The sequence below is a fragment of the Microbacterium sp. LjRoot45 genome, assembly GCF_964253325.1.
Lineage (GTDB): Bacteria > Actinomycetota > Actinomycetes > Actinomycetales > Microbacteriaceae > Microbacterium.
In genome coordinates, this window is the sequence record NZ_CAXUQM020000001.1 from 3,218,860 (window position 1) to 3,236,313 (window position 17,454).

The 17,454-nt window shown below is 68.0% G+C and carries 17 protein-coding genes; 6 read left to right on the top strand and 11 right to left on the bottom strand.

Features of this window, described 5'->3' with window-relative positions; all coding sequences use genetic code 11:
• Positions 1 to 916: 916 nt before the first annotated feature.
• Positions 917 to 2,086: a helix-turn-helix domain-containing protein gene (locus ACSQ18_RS15320; protein WP_436038341.1), complete on the bottom strand. Its 1,170-nt coding sequence runs from the start codon at positions 2,084 to 2,086 to the stop codon at positions 917 to 919.
• 395 nt (positions 2,087 to 2,481) lie between these two features.
• Here ACSQ18_RS15320 and ACSQ18_RS15325 point away from each other — a divergent pair, with 395 nt between their 5' ends.
• Positions 2,482 to 2,808 carry a DUF6221 family protein gene (locus ACSQ18_RS15325; RefSeq protein ID WP_436038342.1) on the top strand — a complete coding sequence of 109 codons (327 nt, stop codon included), beginning with the start codon at positions 2,482 to 2,484 and terminating at the stop codon, positions 2,806 to 2,808.
• Positions 2,809 to 2,934: 126 nt separating this feature from the next.
• Here ACSQ18_RS15325 and dnaB read toward each other — a convergent pair whose 3' ends face one another.
• Positions 2,935 to 4,305 (bottom strand): replicative DNA helicase, encoded by a 1,371-nt coding sequence (gene dnaB / locus ACSQ18_RS15330; protein WP_144806692.1) that lies wholly within the window; start codon positions 4,303 to 4,305, stop codon positions 2,935 to 2,937.
• A 401-nt stretch (positions 4,306 to 4,706) separates the two neighbouring features.
• Here dnaB and ACSQ18_RS15335 point away from each other — a divergent pair, with 401 nt between their 5' ends.
• The 3 genes from ACSQ18_RS15335 to ACSQ18_RS15345 all read left to right on the top strand — a co-directional run bounded on the left by ACSQ18_RS15335 (position 4,707) and on the right by ACSQ18_RS15345 (position 7,953).
• Entirely contained in the window at positions 4,707 to 5,624 is a 918-nt protein-coding gene (locus ACSQ18_RS15335; RefSeq protein WP_436038343.1) for an NADP-dependent oxidoreductase, read from the top strand.
• Between the two features lie 169 nt (positions 5,625 to 5,793).
• Entirely contained in the window at positions 5,794 to 6,672 is an 879-nt protein-coding gene (locus ACSQ18_RS15340; protein ID WP_436038344.1) for a hypothetical protein, read from the top strand.
• A 93-nt stretch (positions 6,673 to 6,765) separates the two neighbouring features.
• On the top strand, positions 6,766 to 7,953 hold the full coding sequence (locus ACSQ18_RS15345) for a chaplin family protein (protein WP_436038345.1): 1,188 nt from the start codon (positions 6,766 to 6,768) through the stop codon (positions 7,951 to 7,953).
• Between the two features lie 150 nt (positions 7,954 to 8,103).
• On the opposite strand, the gene rplI is transcribed toward ACSQ18_RS15345, so the two are convergent.
• From rplI to rpsF, 4 genes are all read right to left on the bottom strand, one after another.
• Positions 8,104 to 8,556, bottom strand: coding sequence for a 50S ribosomal protein L9 (gene rplI / locus ACSQ18_RS15350; protein ID WP_436038346.1), 453 nt, complete (start codon positions 8,554 to 8,556; stop codon positions 8,104 to 8,106).
• Positions 8,557 to 8,567: 11 nt separating this feature from the next.
• Complete coding sequence (rpsR, locus tag ACSQ18_RS15355) at positions 8,568 to 8,822, bottom strand: 30S ribosomal protein S18 (protein WP_005054609.1); 255 nt, start codon at positions 8,820 to 8,822, stop codon at positions 8,568 to 8,570.
• A 140-nt stretch (positions 8,823 to 8,962) separates the two neighbouring features.
• Complete coding sequence (locus ACSQ18_RS15360; RefSeq protein ID WP_144806697.1) at positions 8,963 to 9,457, bottom strand: single-stranded DNA-binding protein; 495 nt, start codon at positions 9,455 to 9,457, stop codon at positions 8,963 to 8,965.
• 5 nt (positions 9,458 to 9,462) lie between these two features.
• The gene (gene rpsF / locus ACSQ18_RS15365; RefSeq protein ID WP_284528807.1) at positions 9,463 to 9,801 is read right to left on the bottom strand and encodes a 30S ribosomal protein S6; all 339 of its coding nucleotides are present in this window, start codon (positions 9,799 to 9,801) and stop codon (positions 9,463 to 9,465) included.
• 196 nt (positions 9,802 to 9,997) lie between these two features.
• Here rpsF and ACSQ18_RS15370 point away from each other — a divergent pair, with 196 nt between their 5' ends.
• Positions 9,998 to 10,996 (top strand): hypothetical protein, encoded by a 999-nt coding sequence (locus tag ACSQ18_RS15370; protein ID WP_436038347.1) that lies wholly within the window; start codon positions 9,998 to 10,000, stop codon positions 10,994 to 10,996.
• A complete protein-coding gene (locus tag ACSQ18_RS15375) occupies positions 10,993 to 12,213 on the top strand; it encodes a hypothetical protein (RefSeq protein WP_436038348.1) in 1,221 nt (406 codons plus the stop codon). The genes ACSQ18_RS15370 and ACSQ18_RS15375 overlap by 4 nt, the downstream gene beginning before the upstream one ends.
• Here the strand turns inward: ACSQ18_RS15375 and ACSQ18_RS15380 are convergent.
• The 5 genes from ACSQ18_RS15380 to ACSQ18_RS15400 are packed head-to-tail and all read right to left on the bottom strand — an operon-like array spanning position 12,194 to position 17,387.
• Positions 12,194 to 13,060, bottom strand: coding sequence for a fumarylacetoacetate hydrolase family protein (locus ACSQ18_RS15380; RefSeq protein ID WP_436038349.1), 867 nt, complete (start codon positions 13,058 to 13,060; stop codon positions 12,194 to 12,196). The two genes, ACSQ18_RS15375 and ACSQ18_RS15380, sit on opposite strands and share 20 nt — an antisense overlap.
• A gap of 58 nt (positions 13,061 to 13,118) precedes the next feature.
• On the bottom strand, positions 13,119 to 13,793 hold the full coding sequence (locus ACSQ18_RS15385) for an SDR family NAD(P)-dependent oxidoreductase (RefSeq protein WP_436038350.1): 675 nt from the start codon (positions 13,791 to 13,793) through the stop codon (positions 13,119 to 13,121).
• Entirely contained in the window at positions 13,790 to 15,688 is a 1,899-nt protein-coding gene (locus tag ACSQ18_RS15390; RefSeq protein WP_436038351.1) for an alpha-galactosidase, read from the bottom strand. Before ACSQ18_RS15390 ends, ACSQ18_RS15385 begins: the two co-directional genes overlap by 4 nt.
• The gene (locus ACSQ18_RS15395; RefSeq protein ID WP_436038352.1) at positions 15,685 to 16,524 is read right to left on the bottom strand and encodes a carbohydrate ABC transporter permease; all 840 of its coding nucleotides are present in this window, start codon (positions 16,522 to 16,524) and stop codon (positions 15,685 to 15,687) included. Before ACSQ18_RS15395 ends, ACSQ18_RS15390 begins: the two co-directional genes overlap by 4 nt.
• Entirely contained in the window at positions 16,521 to 17,387 is an 867-nt protein-coding gene (locus tag ACSQ18_RS15400) for a carbohydrate ABC transporter permease (protein ID WP_160142572.1), read from the bottom strand. The genes ACSQ18_RS15395 and ACSQ18_RS15400 overlap by 4 nt, the downstream gene beginning before the upstream one ends.
• Positions 17,388 to 17,454: the final 67 nt, after the last annotated feature.

Consider the following 17,454-nt stretch of genomic DNA (forward strand, 5'->3'; position numbering starts at 1 on the left):
CTCGTCCAACTGACGGTGATCAGCGCGGCGATCGTGGCAATCCTTTCAACGACCGCGGCCGCCACCCTGGGCCGCAAGCACTGCGCACCGACGCGGCCCTGAGGAGTCGCGGCAGGCGAGATTCGCTGCGACGCATGCGGCCGAGCGGAAGTGCGGTCACCTATTCCTCAGACAGAGCTGTCGGATCCCGATCGAGCTTGCGGAAAAGTCGAGAAGATGTGGCGTAGTTTGCGGAGCTCAAGACCGATCTCGAACGTCATAGATTGCGAAATCCGACGAACTCGACGCGAACGAGCTCACTGCTCAGTCACCCGCTGACTCATCCCGCAGTCGTTCGGTGAGAATCACAAGGCGACCATCCGGGTCATTCACAGTCGCAGTACCATCTGGTTTCGCGCGCGCAGATGGCATCGTCAGAAGCACTGATTTGAGGTCCGCAAGGGAAACCGTCACCTGCGCGTCCGGTACCGAAGAGTTCCGGTGGCCGCCCACCTCAATGAACCCGAGACGCTCGTTGAGGTGGAGCGTGCCGTCATTGACACAAGCATCGGCACGACTACCTGAGCCTCTTGGCCCTGCCAGCGTTGAGCGATGTCGCCAAGTTGTGCGACTCGACGCCACCCGTGAGCTCTCAGCCACTGCCCAACATCGGCCGGTGCGACGGATTCGGATGCATACTCCTGCGACGCCATCACGCCGCCCACCTTGCTGCCTGGGCATCCATGAGCGTCCGCATAGCGTCTGCGGTCAGGAGGTTGCTCATGGGGACTTTGAGGCGAACGGTCGCCGAGTTCGTTGTCGTTGACAGGCCCATGAGCGGCAGGTAGTACGCGGACCGAGTGAGGGCGGGCGGCTTCCTGAGGGTGTTGGCTCTCGGAGTGTACGTCCGCGCTCCGACAGGGAGGGCGAACCCCATCTAGACCTGTTGAGTGACCCTGTCCCACGACTGGGTCAGGACCTCATCGACGAGCGACTTCGTGCGATCCAACTCCTGCCCGCGACTCTCGACGAGGTCGCGGACGCTGATGGTCTGGACAGCAACCTGCGCAGCGGCGATCTCGGTGAAAGCCTCGTACCGCGCACGATCGAGGCCGCCAAGACTCCGCCAGTCGACGTGACCAGAGGCGCCGACGACATCCCATCGATGAAGTGCATGTCCAGCGTGAACAGCGATGTAATTCAGCGTCCTCGTAGCGGCCGGGAGGACTTCGAGGAGCGCATCGAGACCGGGTTGGGTGTCCGCGATCTGTTCCTCGACCTTAATGAGCTCCTCATCAAGAACCTGCCGCTGCTTCCTCGTGCGCTTCGCTCCGGAGGCGGTCAGGGCGGCGACGAGGGCACCCGCAACGACGCCTCCCGCGACTGCGAGCCACCCAGTGGACCGCGCGCCACGCACGGAAGACGCGACGTTGAGCGCCGCGCCTAGACTACTCATGGCCGACGTCATGCTGGCGTTAGCTGCGGCGGCTCCCGCTGCCACAGTGGAGAGCGCGACTACTTCCGCGAAACTGTCGAAGCTCGCACCACCGGCTGATCCGATCCTTGAGGACCTTGCCAGCGCCTCCTTCACCCCGTAAGTCGTGAGGCGAAGTTGATAGGCAGCTTCGGCGCTTGCGTTGTGATCTCCGCCGCCCTCAGGCTCAACGTGCGGCGCATCCTCGACCTCGACCCCCTCCATCCGCGCGGCGATCGCACGAAATGGGGCGAGGAAGCTTGAATCGGCGGCAGCTCCAGCCTCCGTATACGCACGATAAGCCGTTGCAAGGCTCTTCCGGCGTTCATTCACCTCTTGGATAGCGGCAATTCGATGGTCAAAGCTCTCGACCCCACTCGGTGACTGCTCGCGCTCGGTGGTTGCGCGTACGGCTGCGAGGTGTAGAAGATCGCGGCTCGTCAGGCCGAGGGCCGTAGCAATTCCTTCGAGCCTCTCCGCACTCGGCTCCAGAAGACCATTCTCTATTCGGGATACGGTGACGCCCGCCCCTCCTTGGTACCCCGCCGCGGCACCGAGGGCTCCCTGGGTGAGGCCCTTCTCGCGCCTCAGGTCACGGACAATTTGCCCGAATGCCGACTCCGACACCGTCATGACCACAAGCATAGCGCGGCTCACAATGATTTGCGGTTGAACAATCCAGTTTAGCGCGCTAACTTTGCAATCCATCGGGATGAGAACCCGACGATGAGTCAGGTCAGAGAGATCGGAGATCCATGTCAACTACGGGAAAAGTCGCGGTCGCGCTCACATGCGCGGGAGTGGGGTTGGGGGCAGTCGCCCTCGCGGAGTCTGCCGGTGCACGGACGGCCGTTGGGCAGTTCGTCGTACGCATTGGCGCTCGCGAAGTCCTGCTTGGCGCAGCGAGAGAGCTCATTGATCGAGGCGTGTCAGCGCTCTTCGACGGGACCGTTGCGGCTCAGGTGGCCACTGTTCGTTGAGCACGGGATGTGGCATCCTGGCCAGTTACTCGAGCGAAGGACGCGGCCATGACCGACGACGCAGCGGATCTCGCAGAGTTCTTGCTCGCCCGTATCGAGGAGGACGAACGCATCGCCGACCACGTTGCATCCGTCTCGCCAACTACCGACACCAAGTTCTGCCTGTGGGCGACCAGTTCGCCTTCGACCCAGGAGCGGATGATCGTTGCAGCGGACTATCGACGAGTGATCGCCGAGTGCGCCGCTAAGCGCAGCATCATCAACGACTTTCTGGTCGCGTCAGATCCAGCGTTGACGACTCTCGAACGTGTCTTGATGCAACTCGCGTCCGCGCATCAGGACCACGCCGACTACCGCGACGTCTGGCGTAGATAGCATCCCTCATCAGCGGCAGTCGAGGTTCGATCAATCCAGCCGTACTTTTCGTAATCGCAGAGTGGCCCGGTCGATATCGCGGTTTGCGCAAAGATCATCCGGATCCGACAGCCGCGTTGAGCTGGGCTACTGGAAGTCGTTGGCCATGTCGGCGAAGCGCGAGAAGTGGCCCTGGAAGGCGACGGTGACGGTGTCGGTGGGGCCGTTTCGGTGCTTCGCGACGATCAGGTCGGCCTCGCCGGCGCGGGGGCTGTCCTTCTCGTAGGCGGCTTCGCGGTGCAGCAGGATGACGATGTCGGCGTCTTGCTCGATCGAGCCCGACTCACGCAGGTCGCTGATGGCGGGCTTCTTGTCGGCCCGCTGCTCGGCGCCACGGTTCAGCTGCGACAGCGCGATCACGGGCACCTGCAGCTCCTTCGCGAGCAGCTTGAGGGCGCGGGAGAACTCCGACACCTCCTGCTGACGCGACTCGACGCGCTTGCCGCTCGTCATGAGCTGCAGGTAGTCGATGACGACCATCTTCAGCCCCACGCGCTGCTTCAGCTTGCGGCACTTGGCGCGGATCTCGACGAGCGTCATGTTGGGGCTGTCGTCGATGTAGAGGGGTGCATCGTTGATGCGGCCGCGCGTGGACGCGATCGTGGTCCAGTCACGACTGTCGAGGTTTCCCTTGCGCATGCTCTGCAGGGGCACGGCGCCCTCCGCGCTCATGAGGCGCATCGCGATCTCGCTCTTGCCCATTTCGAGGGAGAAGAAGATCGTCGGCTGGTTGTTCTTGATGGCCGCGGCGCGGGCGAAGTCGAGCGCGAGCGTGGACTTACCCATGGCGGGACGCGCGGCCACGACGATCATCTGACCGCCGTGGAGACCGTTGGTGAGCTGGTCGAGCCCGGCGAAGCCGGTGGGGATGCCGGTCATCTGACCGTCACGGCCGCGAGCGGCCTCGATCTCCTCGACCGCGGCGTCGACGGCGATCTGCAGGGGCACGTAGTCTTCGGCCTGTTCGGCGCCGGTGACCGAGTAGATCTCGGCCTGCGCGTTGTTCACGAGGTCGAGCGCGTCGCCCTGCCCGTTGTAGCCCATCTGCACGATACGGGTGCCCGCTTCGACGAGACGGCGCAGCAGCGCGCGCTCGCGCACGATCGACGCGTAGTAGGCCGCGTTGGCCGCGGTGGGGACGATGGAGGTGAGCGAGTGCAGATAGTCGGCACCGCCGGAGCGCTGCAGATCGCCCGTCTTGATGAGCTCGTCGGTGACGGCGATGACGTCGGTCGGCTCGCCGTGCGAATAGAGGGAGAGGATGGCCTCGAAGATCAGCTCGTGCTTCGGCACGTAGAAGTCGGTGCTGCGGAGCGCCTCGATGACGTCGGCCACCGCGTCGCCGGAGAGGAGCATTCCCCCGAGCGTGCTCTGCTCGGCGAGCAGGTCGTGCGGCGGGGTGCGGTCGGGTTCGCGACGCCCGCCGAGGCGCTCCTCGGAGATATCGGCGATCGACATACGCACTCCTTCCACGGCCCCCACTCACCGGACCATCGGACACGCTAGGCACGGCCTCCGACAGCCGCAAACCACCCTGTGGATAACTCTGTGGAGAGATTGCGGGAAACGCCGCAGAGGCTGTGTACAGAACCTGTGGAAAACGCCCGGGATAACATCGAACCACGATTCTCATCTGTGCTCTCACCGGGTCTTTTCTTTTCCACGCCCTGTGGACGGGGAACGTGGGTGAAGTGCTGCTTGAAGGTTGAGCCTTCCGTGGAGGGTTGGGGAAAACCGTGGGGAGCAAGACAGCGTTTGTCAAGTGCGGAAACGCCGCGTCGACACACATTTCTTTACGCCGTTCGGAGCCCTCTGAGGCCTCCGGGAATGCCGCACGGCATCCGAGCGTCGAACACCGTATGAGCCTTCTCGTCGAACAGTCCGAGATCAGCGACCCTTTCGTCCTTCGCATCGTCGACCGTGACGAGCCTCACGCCGGACCCGGCCAGGTGAGGCTCCGCGCCCGCGTCGCGGGACTCAACCCCGTCGACTGGAAGATCGCCTCCTCGCCGCAGGCGGCGACCGCGTTCGGCATTTCCGCGCCGACCGGCTTCGGGAACGACGTCGCCGGTGAGATCGACGAGGTCGGCGACGGCGTGACGGAGTTCGCGGTGGGCGACCGCGTCTTCGCGAGCGCTCGGGGCCGCGCCGTGGCGGAGCACGTCATCCTCACCGTCGGCGCCGACGACATCCGTCACACCCCCGACGGCCTCAGCGACGACGTGGCCGGCGCGCTGCAGGTCGCCGGCCGCACGGCCGACGCCGCCCTGCGCACGGTGGGCGCGGCATCCGGAGACACCATCCTGATCGGCGGGGCAGCGGGCGGCGTCGGCGTGCTCGTGGTGCAGCTGGCGGTGCGGCTGGGTGCGACCGTGATCGCGACGGCATCCGCGTCCAACCACGACTACCTCCGCAGCCTGGGCGCGACGCCGACCCGCTACGGCGAGGGTCTCTCCGATCGCGTGCGCGCCCTCGCGCCCCAGGGCGTCGATGCCGCGATCGACCTGCACGGCATTGCGACCGTCGAAGCCGCCGCCGAGCTCGGCGTGCCGGGCGATCGGATCGCCACGATCGCCGCGTCGAACCCCCCGCACGGCGCCAAGGCGACCGGTGGACGGGATGCGCACCCCGACGCCCTCGACGAGATCGCGGGACTGCTCGCTGACGGCACCGTTACGCTCCCGATCGCGGCACGCTTCCCCGTCTCGCAGATCGACGACGCGATCGCGCTCCAGCGAGCCGGTCACGTGCGCGGCAAGGTGATCGTCACGCTCTGACACCCCGCCCTCTCGCGCGGGCGCGCGCTCGCGATTGCCACGAAGCCCTCGCGCGCGCAACCCCCCTGGACAACGCGCGAGCGGTGGGTCTACTTTCGTGCGCACCAGGCACCCCAACGCGGTCTCGCCCCCCGAGGCCGTGAGTACGTCCCATGCGACGGAGGTGAACGTGGACGCGGTGCGAACGACAGAGCAGACCCCCTGGGTCAGGCTCGTCCTGTGCGCCGTCGGCGTGGCCGTCGGCTGGTTCGCGCTGTCCGCCGCGTTCGGTTGGGGTGCACCCGCATCACACGCGTCCGATGACGAATCCGAGGGGCTGCTCAGCGGCGTGGTCCGATCGGTCGATTCGGTGACCGACATCCTTCCCGACGCGGTGGAGGAGCCGGTCGACACGGCCGTCGAAGCCGTCACCCACACCGCCGAGAAGACGACGAAGAAGGCCGCGACCGGCGTGAAGAACACCGCCGAGACGGTCGTGAAGGCGTCCGTCACGAAGGTGACCCACGCGGTGCGCGAAACCGTGACGGATGCCGTGGGTGTCGTCGATCAGACGGTGGATGCCGTCGATCAGACCGTGGATGCCGTCATCGACACCATTGTGAAGCTTCCGCCGTCCGAGGCGGCCTCCCCTGAAATACCGACGGATCCCACTGACCCCGCCGCCCCCACGGCGGGTGCCGCCGGCAGTTCCGCGACCACGCCCGAGGCTCCCCTCGCCACGAGCGTGTCCACGGTCTCGGATCGTTCCTCGGTGTCGGCGCTGTGGCGTGCGGCCGACGCGTCTTCGCGCGCGTCGGCCGCCGCCCACCTCCCCTCGGCCACCGGGAGGGGCGCCGATGCCGGTGGCCCGGGTGCGCTCACGCCGCTGTCTGCGGCCCCTGTCACTTCTTCCCTGTCCTCGGGCTCCGCCGGAGCCTCCGCTGCGGCCGGATCCGTCCCGCCGTCGCCACCGACGCACGCGCGCTCTGCCTGGTCGCGCACCGTCGGCCACGACGACCGCGACGCGCCGCCCGGACCGCCCGTACGACCAGCTGTCTCTCCCGACTGAGTCAGGTGCACCGCCTCCGCTCTCGCGGTTCGGCGGCACACCATCGACGCACGCCCGTGCGCCGACCACTCAGCTCACTCAAGGAGAGACATCATGCGCAAGTTCATCACGCGCGCCCTCTGGGGCACGCTGCTGGCGGGCGGGCTCACGCTCGTCGGCACCTCGGTCGCCATGGCGGCTGAGACAGACGGAGAGGACGGCCTCCTTTCCGGCACTCAGGCCCTCATCGACGTGGCGGTCCCCGTCACCGTCGAGGGCAACAGCATCTCGATCCTGGGCGACTCGTCGTCCACCTCGGACGAGGATGCCACCCCCACTGCTCCTGCGGAGGAGAGCTCGGCATCCACGAGCGGGTCGGACGGCACCGCCTCGGGAACGCAGGCGCTCATCTCGGTGGGCGTGCCCGTCACGGTGGAAGACACAGCCGTCTCGGTCGTGGGCGACAGTTCGTCCGACACGGATGCCGCGGCCACCGAACCCGCCGACAGCTCCCCGTCGGAACCGTCGACCACCGAGGCATCCACCTCCGGTGAAGACGGCACCGCATCGGGAACGCAGGCGATCGTGCCGGTCTCCGTGCCGGTGACGGTCGGCGGGAACGCCATCTCCGTGATCGGCGACAGCGGGTCCACCACCCGCGGGTCTGGATCGACCGGGGACGGCTCGACGGATGGGACCGGTGACACGACCGGGGGAGTCGGCGGCACGACCGACGGTAGCGACGGCATCCTCGGCGGCACCCAGGTGATCGCGCCCGTCGGCATCCCCGTCGACGTCGGCGGCAACGCCGTCTCGGTGATCGGCGACAGCGAGTCCACCACCACCGGTGGGTCCGGATCGGCCGGGGACGGCGGTGGAACAACCGGAACCGACGGCACCACCGGCGGCAGCGACGGGATCGGCTCGGGGACGCAGGTGATCGCGCCTATCGGCATCCCGATCGGCCTCGGCGGCAACGCCGTCTCCGTGATCGGCGACAGCACGACCACGACCGAGGCACCGACGACGCCGACCGACCCGACGGATCCCACCGATCCGACGGTTCCCACCGACCCGACGGATCCCACCGATCCCACAGACCCGGGAACGACCGACCCGGGAACGACCGACCCGGGAAGCGACGGCTCCATGACCGGTGACGACGTCGTGGGGGCGGTCGCCGGCGAGTCCACGGCCGTCCGAGCCCTCGCCGAGACCGGTGGCGGTTCCGTCCTCCCACTCGTCCTCTTCGGAGGGTTCCTCATGCTCGCAGGCGGGGTGATGCGTCTGACCCGCGCCTGACGAACCCCCGTCGAGATTGCGCGAACTGCTGCGGATTCGGTCCCGTGGCGACCGTTCACGTGGTCTCGGCCGTCCGGGAACCGGGGTACGCGGGCAAAACGGAAGGGCCGCGGGAGCATGTGCCCCGCGGCCCTTCTGTCGTGCAGCGAATTACTTCGCGGCGACCACCTGGAGGGTGATCACGGCGGTGAGGTCGTCGCGCAGACGGACCGTCGCCTCGTGCTCACCGACCGCCTTGATGGGCGCGGTGATGTGGATCTTGCGCTTGTCGAGGTCGCCCAGACCGGCCGCCTTGACGGCGTCGGCCACGTCGGCGGTCTTCACCGAACCGAACAGGCGGCCCTCGGCGCCGGCCTTGACGGCCAGCTTGACCTTGGTGCCCTCGAGGGCGTCCTTGAGCGCCACGGCCTCTTCGTGGTCGTGGATCGCGCGGGACTCGCGGGCGGCGCGAATCGACGCCACCTGCTTCTCGCCACCGCGGGTCCAGGCCACCGCGAAGCCCTGGGGGATGAGGTAGTTACGGGCGTACCCGTTCTTGACCTCGATGACGTCACCGGCGCTTCCGAGCCCGGCGACCTCGTTCGTGAGAATCAGCTTTGCCATGTCGGTACCCCTCAGCGGCCAGCGCCGGCGTAAGGCAGGAGCGCCATTTCGCGCGCGTTCTTGATCGCCTTGGCGATCAGACGCTGCTCCTGCACCGAAACACCGGTGATACGACGGGCGCGGATCTTGCCGCGCTCCGAGATGAACTTACGAAGCGTCGCGACGTCCTTGTAGTCGATGACGCCGACGCGGATCGCCTTCGCGGGAGCGGCGTTCTTCGCGCCCTTCCGCGGCTTGCGGCGATCGCCGGTAGCCTTTCCAGCCATTGTTTTTCCTTTGTACGAAGAGTGGATGCCGGTGACCCGCGCATCCGGGAATCTTGGGTTTCGACTCGGCCCTGCGGGCCTCGCTCAACCTTGAGTCGATCTCGCGTCAATGTCGCGTCGCGACAGTGACCCGAGCCGACTCAAAACGGGGTGTCGTCGCCGTAGCCGGCGCCGGGAGCGCTCCAGGCATCCGGAGCAGCCGAGCCGGGGGTCGCCCACGGCTCTTCCTGCTGGACCTGGGGACGCGACTGGCCACCACCGCCGCCACCGGAGGCGGCGCGGGTGACCTGGGCGGTCGCGTAGCGGAGCGAGGGGCCGATCTCGTCGACCTCCAGCTCGATCGCCGTGCGGTTGTTGCCCTCGCGGTCCTGGTAGGAGCGCTGCTTCAGACGGCCGGTCGCGATGACCCGCATGCCCTTGGTGAGCGAACCTGCCACGTGCTCGGCGAACTCGCGCCACACCGACGCGCGGAGGAACAGCGCTTCGCCGTCCTTCCACTCGTTGGCCTGACGGTCGAAGTTGCGCGGAGTCGACGCGATCGTGAAGTTCGCGACGGGCAGCCCGTTCTGCGTGTAGCGCAGCTCGGGGTCTGCCGTGAGGTTGCCCACGACGGTGATGACGGTTTCGCCGGCCATCGTCGTTACGCCTTCGCTGCCTTACGGGCGGCCTTGGCCTCGGCGCGCTCCTTCTCGGCGGCGACCTGAGCGATCGCCTCCTCGGCACGGAGGACCTTGGTACGCATGATCTGCTCGTTCAGCTTCAGCTGACGGTCGAGCTCCTGCGTGGCGGCGCTGGTGGCGGTGAAGTTGACGACGGCGTAGATGCCCTCGTTCTTCTTCTGGATCTCGTACGCGAGACGGCGCTTGCCCCACACGTCGACGTTGTCGATCGAGCCACCATCTGCGGTGATGACCTTCAGGAACCCGTCGAGCTTGGGAGCGACCTGGCGCTCGTCGACCTCGGGGTCAAGGATGACCATGAGTTCGTACTGGTGCGTGTGCGTCACTAACCCACCTCCTTCGGACTAGAACGGATGCCGGGCGGTTCCCGGCATCAGGAGGGTTGATGCACGTGTCGCGGACTTCCGCACACAGGGGTGCAGCCGGACAACCTCAACAGTCTAGCCGAAGCCCGGTCAGCGGCCCAATCGTCCGGGTCGCCGGTAGCGTGGCCGCATGGAGTGGACGGCAGACGTGACGGCGGGCGACTGGCTGCGGGACCGGCTCGACGACAGCGAGGACTGGGGACGCGGCATGCACGGCGTCGTGCCCCGCGGCTTCGCGGCGTACGCCCGCGTGTTCCACCCCGCGACGCGCGACCGCCCGGTGGGTGCCGAGTGGCCGCCGCAGCCGTACTCCGACCACCGCGCATGGGACGCCTTCCAGCGCGCCCACCCCGACCTCGACGTCATCGACGAGCGCGTCGACTGGGCCACCGTGGCCGCCGCCCTCGGCAAGACGATGCACCCGCTCGCCCAGTGGGGGAGCCTGGTCGGCATCGACCGTTGGGCGGATCGGGAGAACGACCCGCGGGATGCCGAGGGCTGGCGCTATCACGACCCGGAAGAGGGCGGGATGCCGGCCGACGTGCTCTCCACGCTCGCGGGCATCCTCGCCGCCCACACCACGACGCCCGACGACGGGTACATCGCGCTCTGGGAGGGCGTCGGGGGACTGGTGGGGCACCTCGGCACCTCGCCGTCGCGCACCTTCTTCCAGATCGGGGACGCGAGCCCCGAGCTCGACCACCACAACGCGATGCTGGGCCGCTCGATGCCCGACCCCTTCAACAACGTGTTCCGCACGGCGACGTGGCAGGACGGCATCCTCTCCCGAGAGATCTCGGAGGGTCCGCGCCTCGAACTCCCCGGCCGGGGACACGTGCTGTTCCGCGGGGGCGTGTCGGAACTCGGCGACCCGGACTGGGTGCTCTCCGTGCCGTGGCGCGATCGCGTCGCCGAGGCGCACGGCTTCCCGCCCTCCGCGCAGACGCCGAGCATCGTGTGGCCCGCCGACCGCACCTGGGTCTCGGTCACCGAGGTCGACTACGACTCCACGATCGTCGGCGGCGGGCGCGAGCTGATCGCCGCCCTCGTCGCCGATCCGCGGCTGGAAGCGTGGGAGATCCCCGCCGACGCCGACCTCACCTTCGAGGCCGACGAGGTCAACCGATGAGCGCCCCCGTGCCGTTCGACGCCCGCCCCCTGGTGGAGCCCGTCGACAGGGCCACCGCGCGCGCGTACACGCAGGAGCTGCGCCGCACCGGACGCGCGCCCGCCGGCATGGGCGCCGCCGGGATCGTCATCGGCGTCGTCGTCGCGGTCGTGTTCGTGTTCCTCTTCGGCAGCGTGTTCATCGGCATTCTGAGCGCGTTCTTCACGATGGCCTCCGCCGTCGGATCGGGCGGCGGTGCAGGGCTGTTCGCCGTGGTGCCGGTGGTGTTCCTCGTGATCGTGCTGACGGTCGTCGGGATCGGCATCTGGCGCGCGGTCAACGGCGGCGGCGCCGCACGCTGGTACCGCCTCGACCGATTCGCCCAGGCGAACGGGATGACGTGGCATCCGGTGTCGGCGCACCCGCCCCTGCCCGGCATGATCTTCGGCCACGGGAGCGCGCGGAAGTCGACCGACGTCGTGCGCGGCGCCCGGCCCCGCTTCGTCGAGTTCGGCAACTACGAGTACACGACCGGCTCGGGGAAGAACCGCACGACCCATCACTGGGGGTACGTCGCGGTGAAGCTCTCGACACCGTTGCCGCATATCGTCCTGGATGCCACGAGCAACAACGCCCTGTTCGGGTCGAATCTGCCGGCATCCTTCGACCGCGACCAGCGGCTGAGCCTGGAGGGCGATTTCGACAAGCACTTCGCCCTCTACTGCCCCCAGGGGTACGAGGCCGACGCGCTGTACCTGTTCACGCCGGACATCATGGCGCGCTTCGTCGACAACGCCGCCGCGCTCGACGTCGAGATCGTCGACGACTGGATGTTCCTGTACGCGAAGCGGCAGTTCGTCACGCTCGACCCGGCGACGTGGGGCTGGCTGTTCTCGGTGGTGGGAGCGTTCCTCGACAAGTTCGCCCAGTGGGAACGATGGCGCGACGACCGGCTCGCCGGCGGCACCGCACCCGGGCCCGCCGGGCTTCCCGCTCCGACCGGGGCGCCCCTGAACATCGCCTCGCCCGACATCGCTTCGCCGTCGGGAGCCACCCCGCTGCCGTTCGCCGCGCCGACGGCGCTCCTCCGTCCGCCGCCGGGAGTGGCGCCGCAGGGCCGCCGCCTGAAGCGCGGGGTGCCGTGGGGCGCGATCGTCGTCGTGGCGATCTTCGTCGGGATGTGGCTGCTCATGCAGTCGGGCGTGCTGGGCGCGTTCCTCAGCGGGATCGTGCGCTGACGACGCGCTGACGCTGCGCGCCGAGCCCGTCGATGGAGACCTCCATGACGTCACCGGGCGCAAGATAGAGCGGCGGGACCATCCCCATGCCGACCCCCGGTGGCGTGCCGGTGTTGATCAGGTCGCCGGGCTCGAGCGCGAGGAACTGGCTAACGTACCGGACGATCGTCACCGGATCGAAGATCATTGTTCCCGTCGTGCCGTCCTGGCGGCGGATGCCGTTGACGTCGAGGCGCATGCCGAGAGCGAGGATGTCGGCGATCTCGTCGGGTGTCACGAGCCAAGGCCCGGTGGGATTGAAAGTGGGCGCAGACTTCCCCTTCAGCCACTGTCCTCCGCGCTCCAGTTGGAACGCGCGCTCGCTGACGTCGTTGACGATCACGTAGCCCGCGATCGCCGCGGCCGCCTCGGCGTCGGAGTCGAGCTCATGCACCCGGCGGGCGATCACGATGCCAAGCTCGACTTCCCAGTCGAGCTTGGTGGCACCGCGCGGCATCCGGACGTCGTCGTCGGGGCCGACGAGAGTGTTCGGCGACTTGGTGAACAGAATCGGCTCGGCGGGCACCTCCTGCCCGGTCTCGCGTGCGTGATCCGAGTAGTTCAGTCCGACGCAGATGATCTGGTGCGGGCGCGCGATCGGCGCACCGATCCGCTCATTCGGATCGGTCGTCCGAACACGTGCGGGATCGAACTCGTCGAGCAGCTTCTGCGCGCGCGAGACTCCACCGCCCGCCAGGAAATCCGCGTCGATGTCGTCCGCGACCCCGCTGAGATCAAGGTGATGGGAGTCGTCGAGTCGGACCACGGGTCGCTCGTGGCCGGGCGCGCCGAGTCGGAGGAGTTTCATGGATGCCTCTTCACAGGATGTCGCGAGGGATGTGGAGTCGGGGGATGCCGGCAGCTCGTCAGTACACCGCGCGGCCGCCGGAGATGTCGTACACGGCGCCGGTCGAGAAGGAGACCCGCTCGGAGGCGAGCCACGCGATGAGCTCCGCGACCTCTTCCGCGCGGCCGACCCGCCCCATCGGGATGAGTCCGGTGATGTGGGCGAGGACGTCGGGAGCCGTTTCGGCGTTCATAGGGGTCGCGATGACGGCCGGTGCGATCGCATTGACGAGCACGCCGGTCTTGGCGAGTTCCTTCCCGGCGGACTTGGTGAGCGCGATGACCGCGGCCTTACTGGCCGAGTAGGCCGACAGCCCGGGGTTTCCGTCCTTGCCCGCCATGCTGGCGAGATTGACCACCCGTCCCCACCCCCTGTCCACCATGGCGGGAACGAAGACCCGCAGGGTGGACACGATGCCGAGCACGTTGACGCGCAAAACCCTCTCCCACTCGGCCGCCGTCGTCTCCAGCAGTGGCGCATTCGGTCCGACGATCCCGGCTGAGTTCACCAGCACATCGACGTACCCCACCGCTCGAGCGGCCGCTCTGAGGGCGGCCTCGTCCGCCACGTCGACCACGATGTCGGCGGATCGATCGAGATCGAGCGTGACGACCTCGACGCCTTCTGCGCGCAGCCGCTGGGTCGCCGCCGCGCCCAGCCCGCTGCAGCCGCCCGTCACCAGGGCACGCCTCACCGTGCCACCCCCTCGACGACGTCGCCCGGGGCTTCCCGGCCGACAGCGAGCCACAACCACGACGCACCGCGCCTGTGCACGCCCCCGCGAAGCGACGACCCGGTAGCGGCGAAAGAGGGCTCGTCGTCGGCCAACGGAAGGACGTCGTACACGCGATCCGGGTCGAGGCCCTGGAATCGCAGCAGAGCCTCCTCCTCGAGGCCGTCGAGAGCGAACACACCCAGCAGGTGACCTCGGCGAGAGTCGAGCTGGAACGCGGGCACCCGGCATCCGTCACCTCCTCGACGCGGCTGGTCGGTCAAGGGCAGGAGCACGCCGTCTGGCAGCAGGGGCGCGACGTGGGTGCGGAACGCATCGACATGATCTCGCACACGGTCGAGCAGCACCTCCGGCAACGCGGTCAGTCCGAGCGAGAACCCCGTGCGATGGAGCATCGCGGCGCGGACGGATCGGTCGAAGGAGGCGGTCTCGATCGTCTGCAGATCACGTCGCTGCGCCGGGTGATCACCCCGCCACTGCGACCACGCCCAATGAAGGAGCGCGGCCGGAGGCAGCATCAGCGATGCACCCCAGAGCACCTGCAGGTGATGCTCGGTCCAGTCCGGATCCGACAGGAAGTGACAGTGCACGTGACGAGCGAGGCCGATGTCCAGACGCAGCCCGCCCGAGGAGCACGACTCGAGGACGACGTCGGGATGCCGTCGTCGGAAGTCGTCGAGCACGGCGTACAGCCCCTCGTAGTGACGGTAGAGCCCGTCGCCCGCGCCGTGCCCATGGTCCTCTCGATCGCACCCGCTGCCAGGGTCGACATTGAAGTCGAGTTTTAGCCAGCGTGCCCCCGTGCGGGCCACCACGGCATCCATCGCCTCGGCGGCGAAGCGGCGGCCGGCAGGGCTGCCCAGGCATACGTAGCCGAGGAAGCTCGGATCGTTCGCATCGAGTGAGACGGTGATCCGTGGCGCGCCGTCGGGCTGAGATCGCGTCGCGACGATGTCGGGACGATCACGTCGCGCCCGTGCGTCGGCGCCCAGCGCCTCTGCCTCGATCCAGATGCCGAACTCTGCGCCCGCTCGGCGCACGGCGGCGGCGAGGCCGTCGACACCCTCGGGGAATCGGGCCGTGTTCTCCGTCTCCCAATCGCCCCGCTCGGTCTGCCAGTCCGCCGCATCGTCGGCCCGCCCAAACCAGCCCGCGTCCAGCGTGCAGACCTCGATGCCGACGTCGACGGCACGCGCCGTCTCGGCGAGGAAGGTCGCCGCATCGATGTCGCGATCCTCGAAGGGCCACCAGTGATTCCACTCCGTGGGCATCGCGTCGCTCCACGTCGTCCGCGGGATCACGGTACCCGCAGCGGCCGCCAGCCGTGCGCCCGCCTCGGCCAGGGTTCGAGCGCTGACCACGAACACGCCGGGCGCTGCAGCAGTCTCACCGGGTGCGAGATCGAGGAAGAAGTCATCGGGCGAGATCCCGGCGCGTACAACACGCGCCTCGTCGATCTCGATGCGCCAGTTGCCGCTCCACGCGACGCTGACGAGCACGACGCCGGCCGAGCTCTCCAGCACCAGCAGCGGGTGGGCACCGTGCGACGACCTGCCGGTGCGCACACCGATGCGCAGACCCTCGATCCGATCGTGGACGACCGGCTCGAACTCGCTTCCCCACGCCGACGAGAACGAGCGCGCCTTCCAATCGTGCGCCTCGAGCTGGAGTTCGAGGGCGTCGAGTCGGCGGATGCGCACTGCTTGCGCACCCTCGCCCGTGCGGTGCAGAGTCGCCTCCCATCCGGCTCCGCGCGACAGCCACGCCCGCACGTCGCGCACCCCGGGGTCGGCGCGGGGCTGGTCGATCACGCGCGCCAGCGGGATGCCGTCGACTTCGAGCGTGTTCATGGTCATCGACCGAAGCTCGCCGCGAGACCGCTCATCACATAGCGCGAGGCGAAGGCGAGCAGGAGCATCGGGAACAGGGCGGTGACGATGAGACCGGCCGACACGAGGGGCTGGTCGCTCGTGAAGCGGCCCCCGATCTGAGCGAGCGCGGGCGTGAGCAGGCGGAGATCGTTGTCGGGCAGGAGGATGTAGGCGAAGAGGAGCTCGTTCCACATCCCTAGGAACTGCAGGACGGCGAGCGTCGCGATTCCCGGGGCTGCCATCGGCGAGGCCACACTGAGCAGCGTCCGCCAGAACCCCGCCCCGTCGACACGGGCGGCCTCGAGCACGTTCTGATCGACACCGCCGAAGGCGGCCGTCATGAAGAACACCGCGAAGGGAAGTCCCGTCGCGACGTACACGAGGATGAGGCCTTCGAGGGAACCGACCAATCCGATCCGCGACAGCAGCAGGTAGATCGGGATGATGAGCACCTGACTCGGGATGAGCATCACCGAGACGAACGTCGCGTTGATGGCCCGTGCGCCGGGCACGTCGAGTCGAGCGAGCGCATAGCCGGCCAGCATCGCCACACCCAGCTGCAGCACCAGCCCGATCACGACGACCACCACGCTGTTGCGCAGCGCGTTGCCCAGGTCGTAGTTGTTCCAGAGGACGATGAAGTTCTGGAACGTCCACTCCGAGGGGAGCCCGAACGGGTTCGCGAGGTAGTCGGCCTTCGTGCGGAACGCAGCGGTCGCGAGGTAGAGCACCGGATAGGCGATCGTGATCGCGATGACGATCAGACCGATGCCGATGGGGAGGCGCGCGCGCCGGGGCACGCCGACGTGATTGGTTGTCATTCGTCCGCCGATCGGAAGAAGCGGAGCTGCAGCAGCGTGAGCCCGCCGATGAACAGGAACACCATGACGGCGAGCGCCGAGCCCTCGCCCAGGCGCGACGACGAGAAGGCCAGGGTGTAGATGAGGTAGTCCAGCGTCGTGGTGTCGTAGCCCGGCCCGCCCGCGGTCATCACGAAGATGAACCCGAACAGCGAGGTGAAGGTGTACAGCACGTTCAGGATCGACACGAGCACGACGACGCGGCGGATGTTCGGCAGCGTGATCGACCACAGACGACGCCACCATCCCGCACCGTCCAGCACGGCCGCCTCGAACACCTCGGGGTTGATCGAGCTGAGACCGGACAGCAGGATGAGCGATTGGTAGCCGAAGCCCGACCACACCAGCGCGAGAACGATCACGAAGATCGCGGAGCCCGCGCCGGCGAAGAAGTCGACCGGCTCACCGCCGAACGCGACGATCAGAGCGTTGACCGGGCCGCTGTAGGCGAACAGGGTCTTGAACATGAGTCCGATGACCGCGGTCGACAGCACGTTGGGTACGAAGAACAGCACCCGGTAGAACTTCCACCCTCGGATGCGCTCGTAGAGGAGCACCGAGCAGACGAGGGCGACGAAGATCACGATCGGCACGGAGACCAGGAACAGCAGGTTGGTGCCGAAGACCTTGTAGAGAAGCGGGTCGGTGAGCAGCTTGACGTAGTTGCCGAGCCCGACGAACTCGAACCGGAGGCCGTTGGTCTTGTGGAACGAGATGAAGATCGCGTAGGCCACCGGGTAGACCATGAACCCGAGTGCGAGTACGAGGGCGGGGGCGACCGCGGCGAGCGCGACCGCCCGCTCGCGCCGGCGCCATCGGCTCATGCCTCGGCGAGGGGGAGGGGTGTCCGCGCGAGATGCGATGCGCGCGGACACCCCGGTCGATACGGTC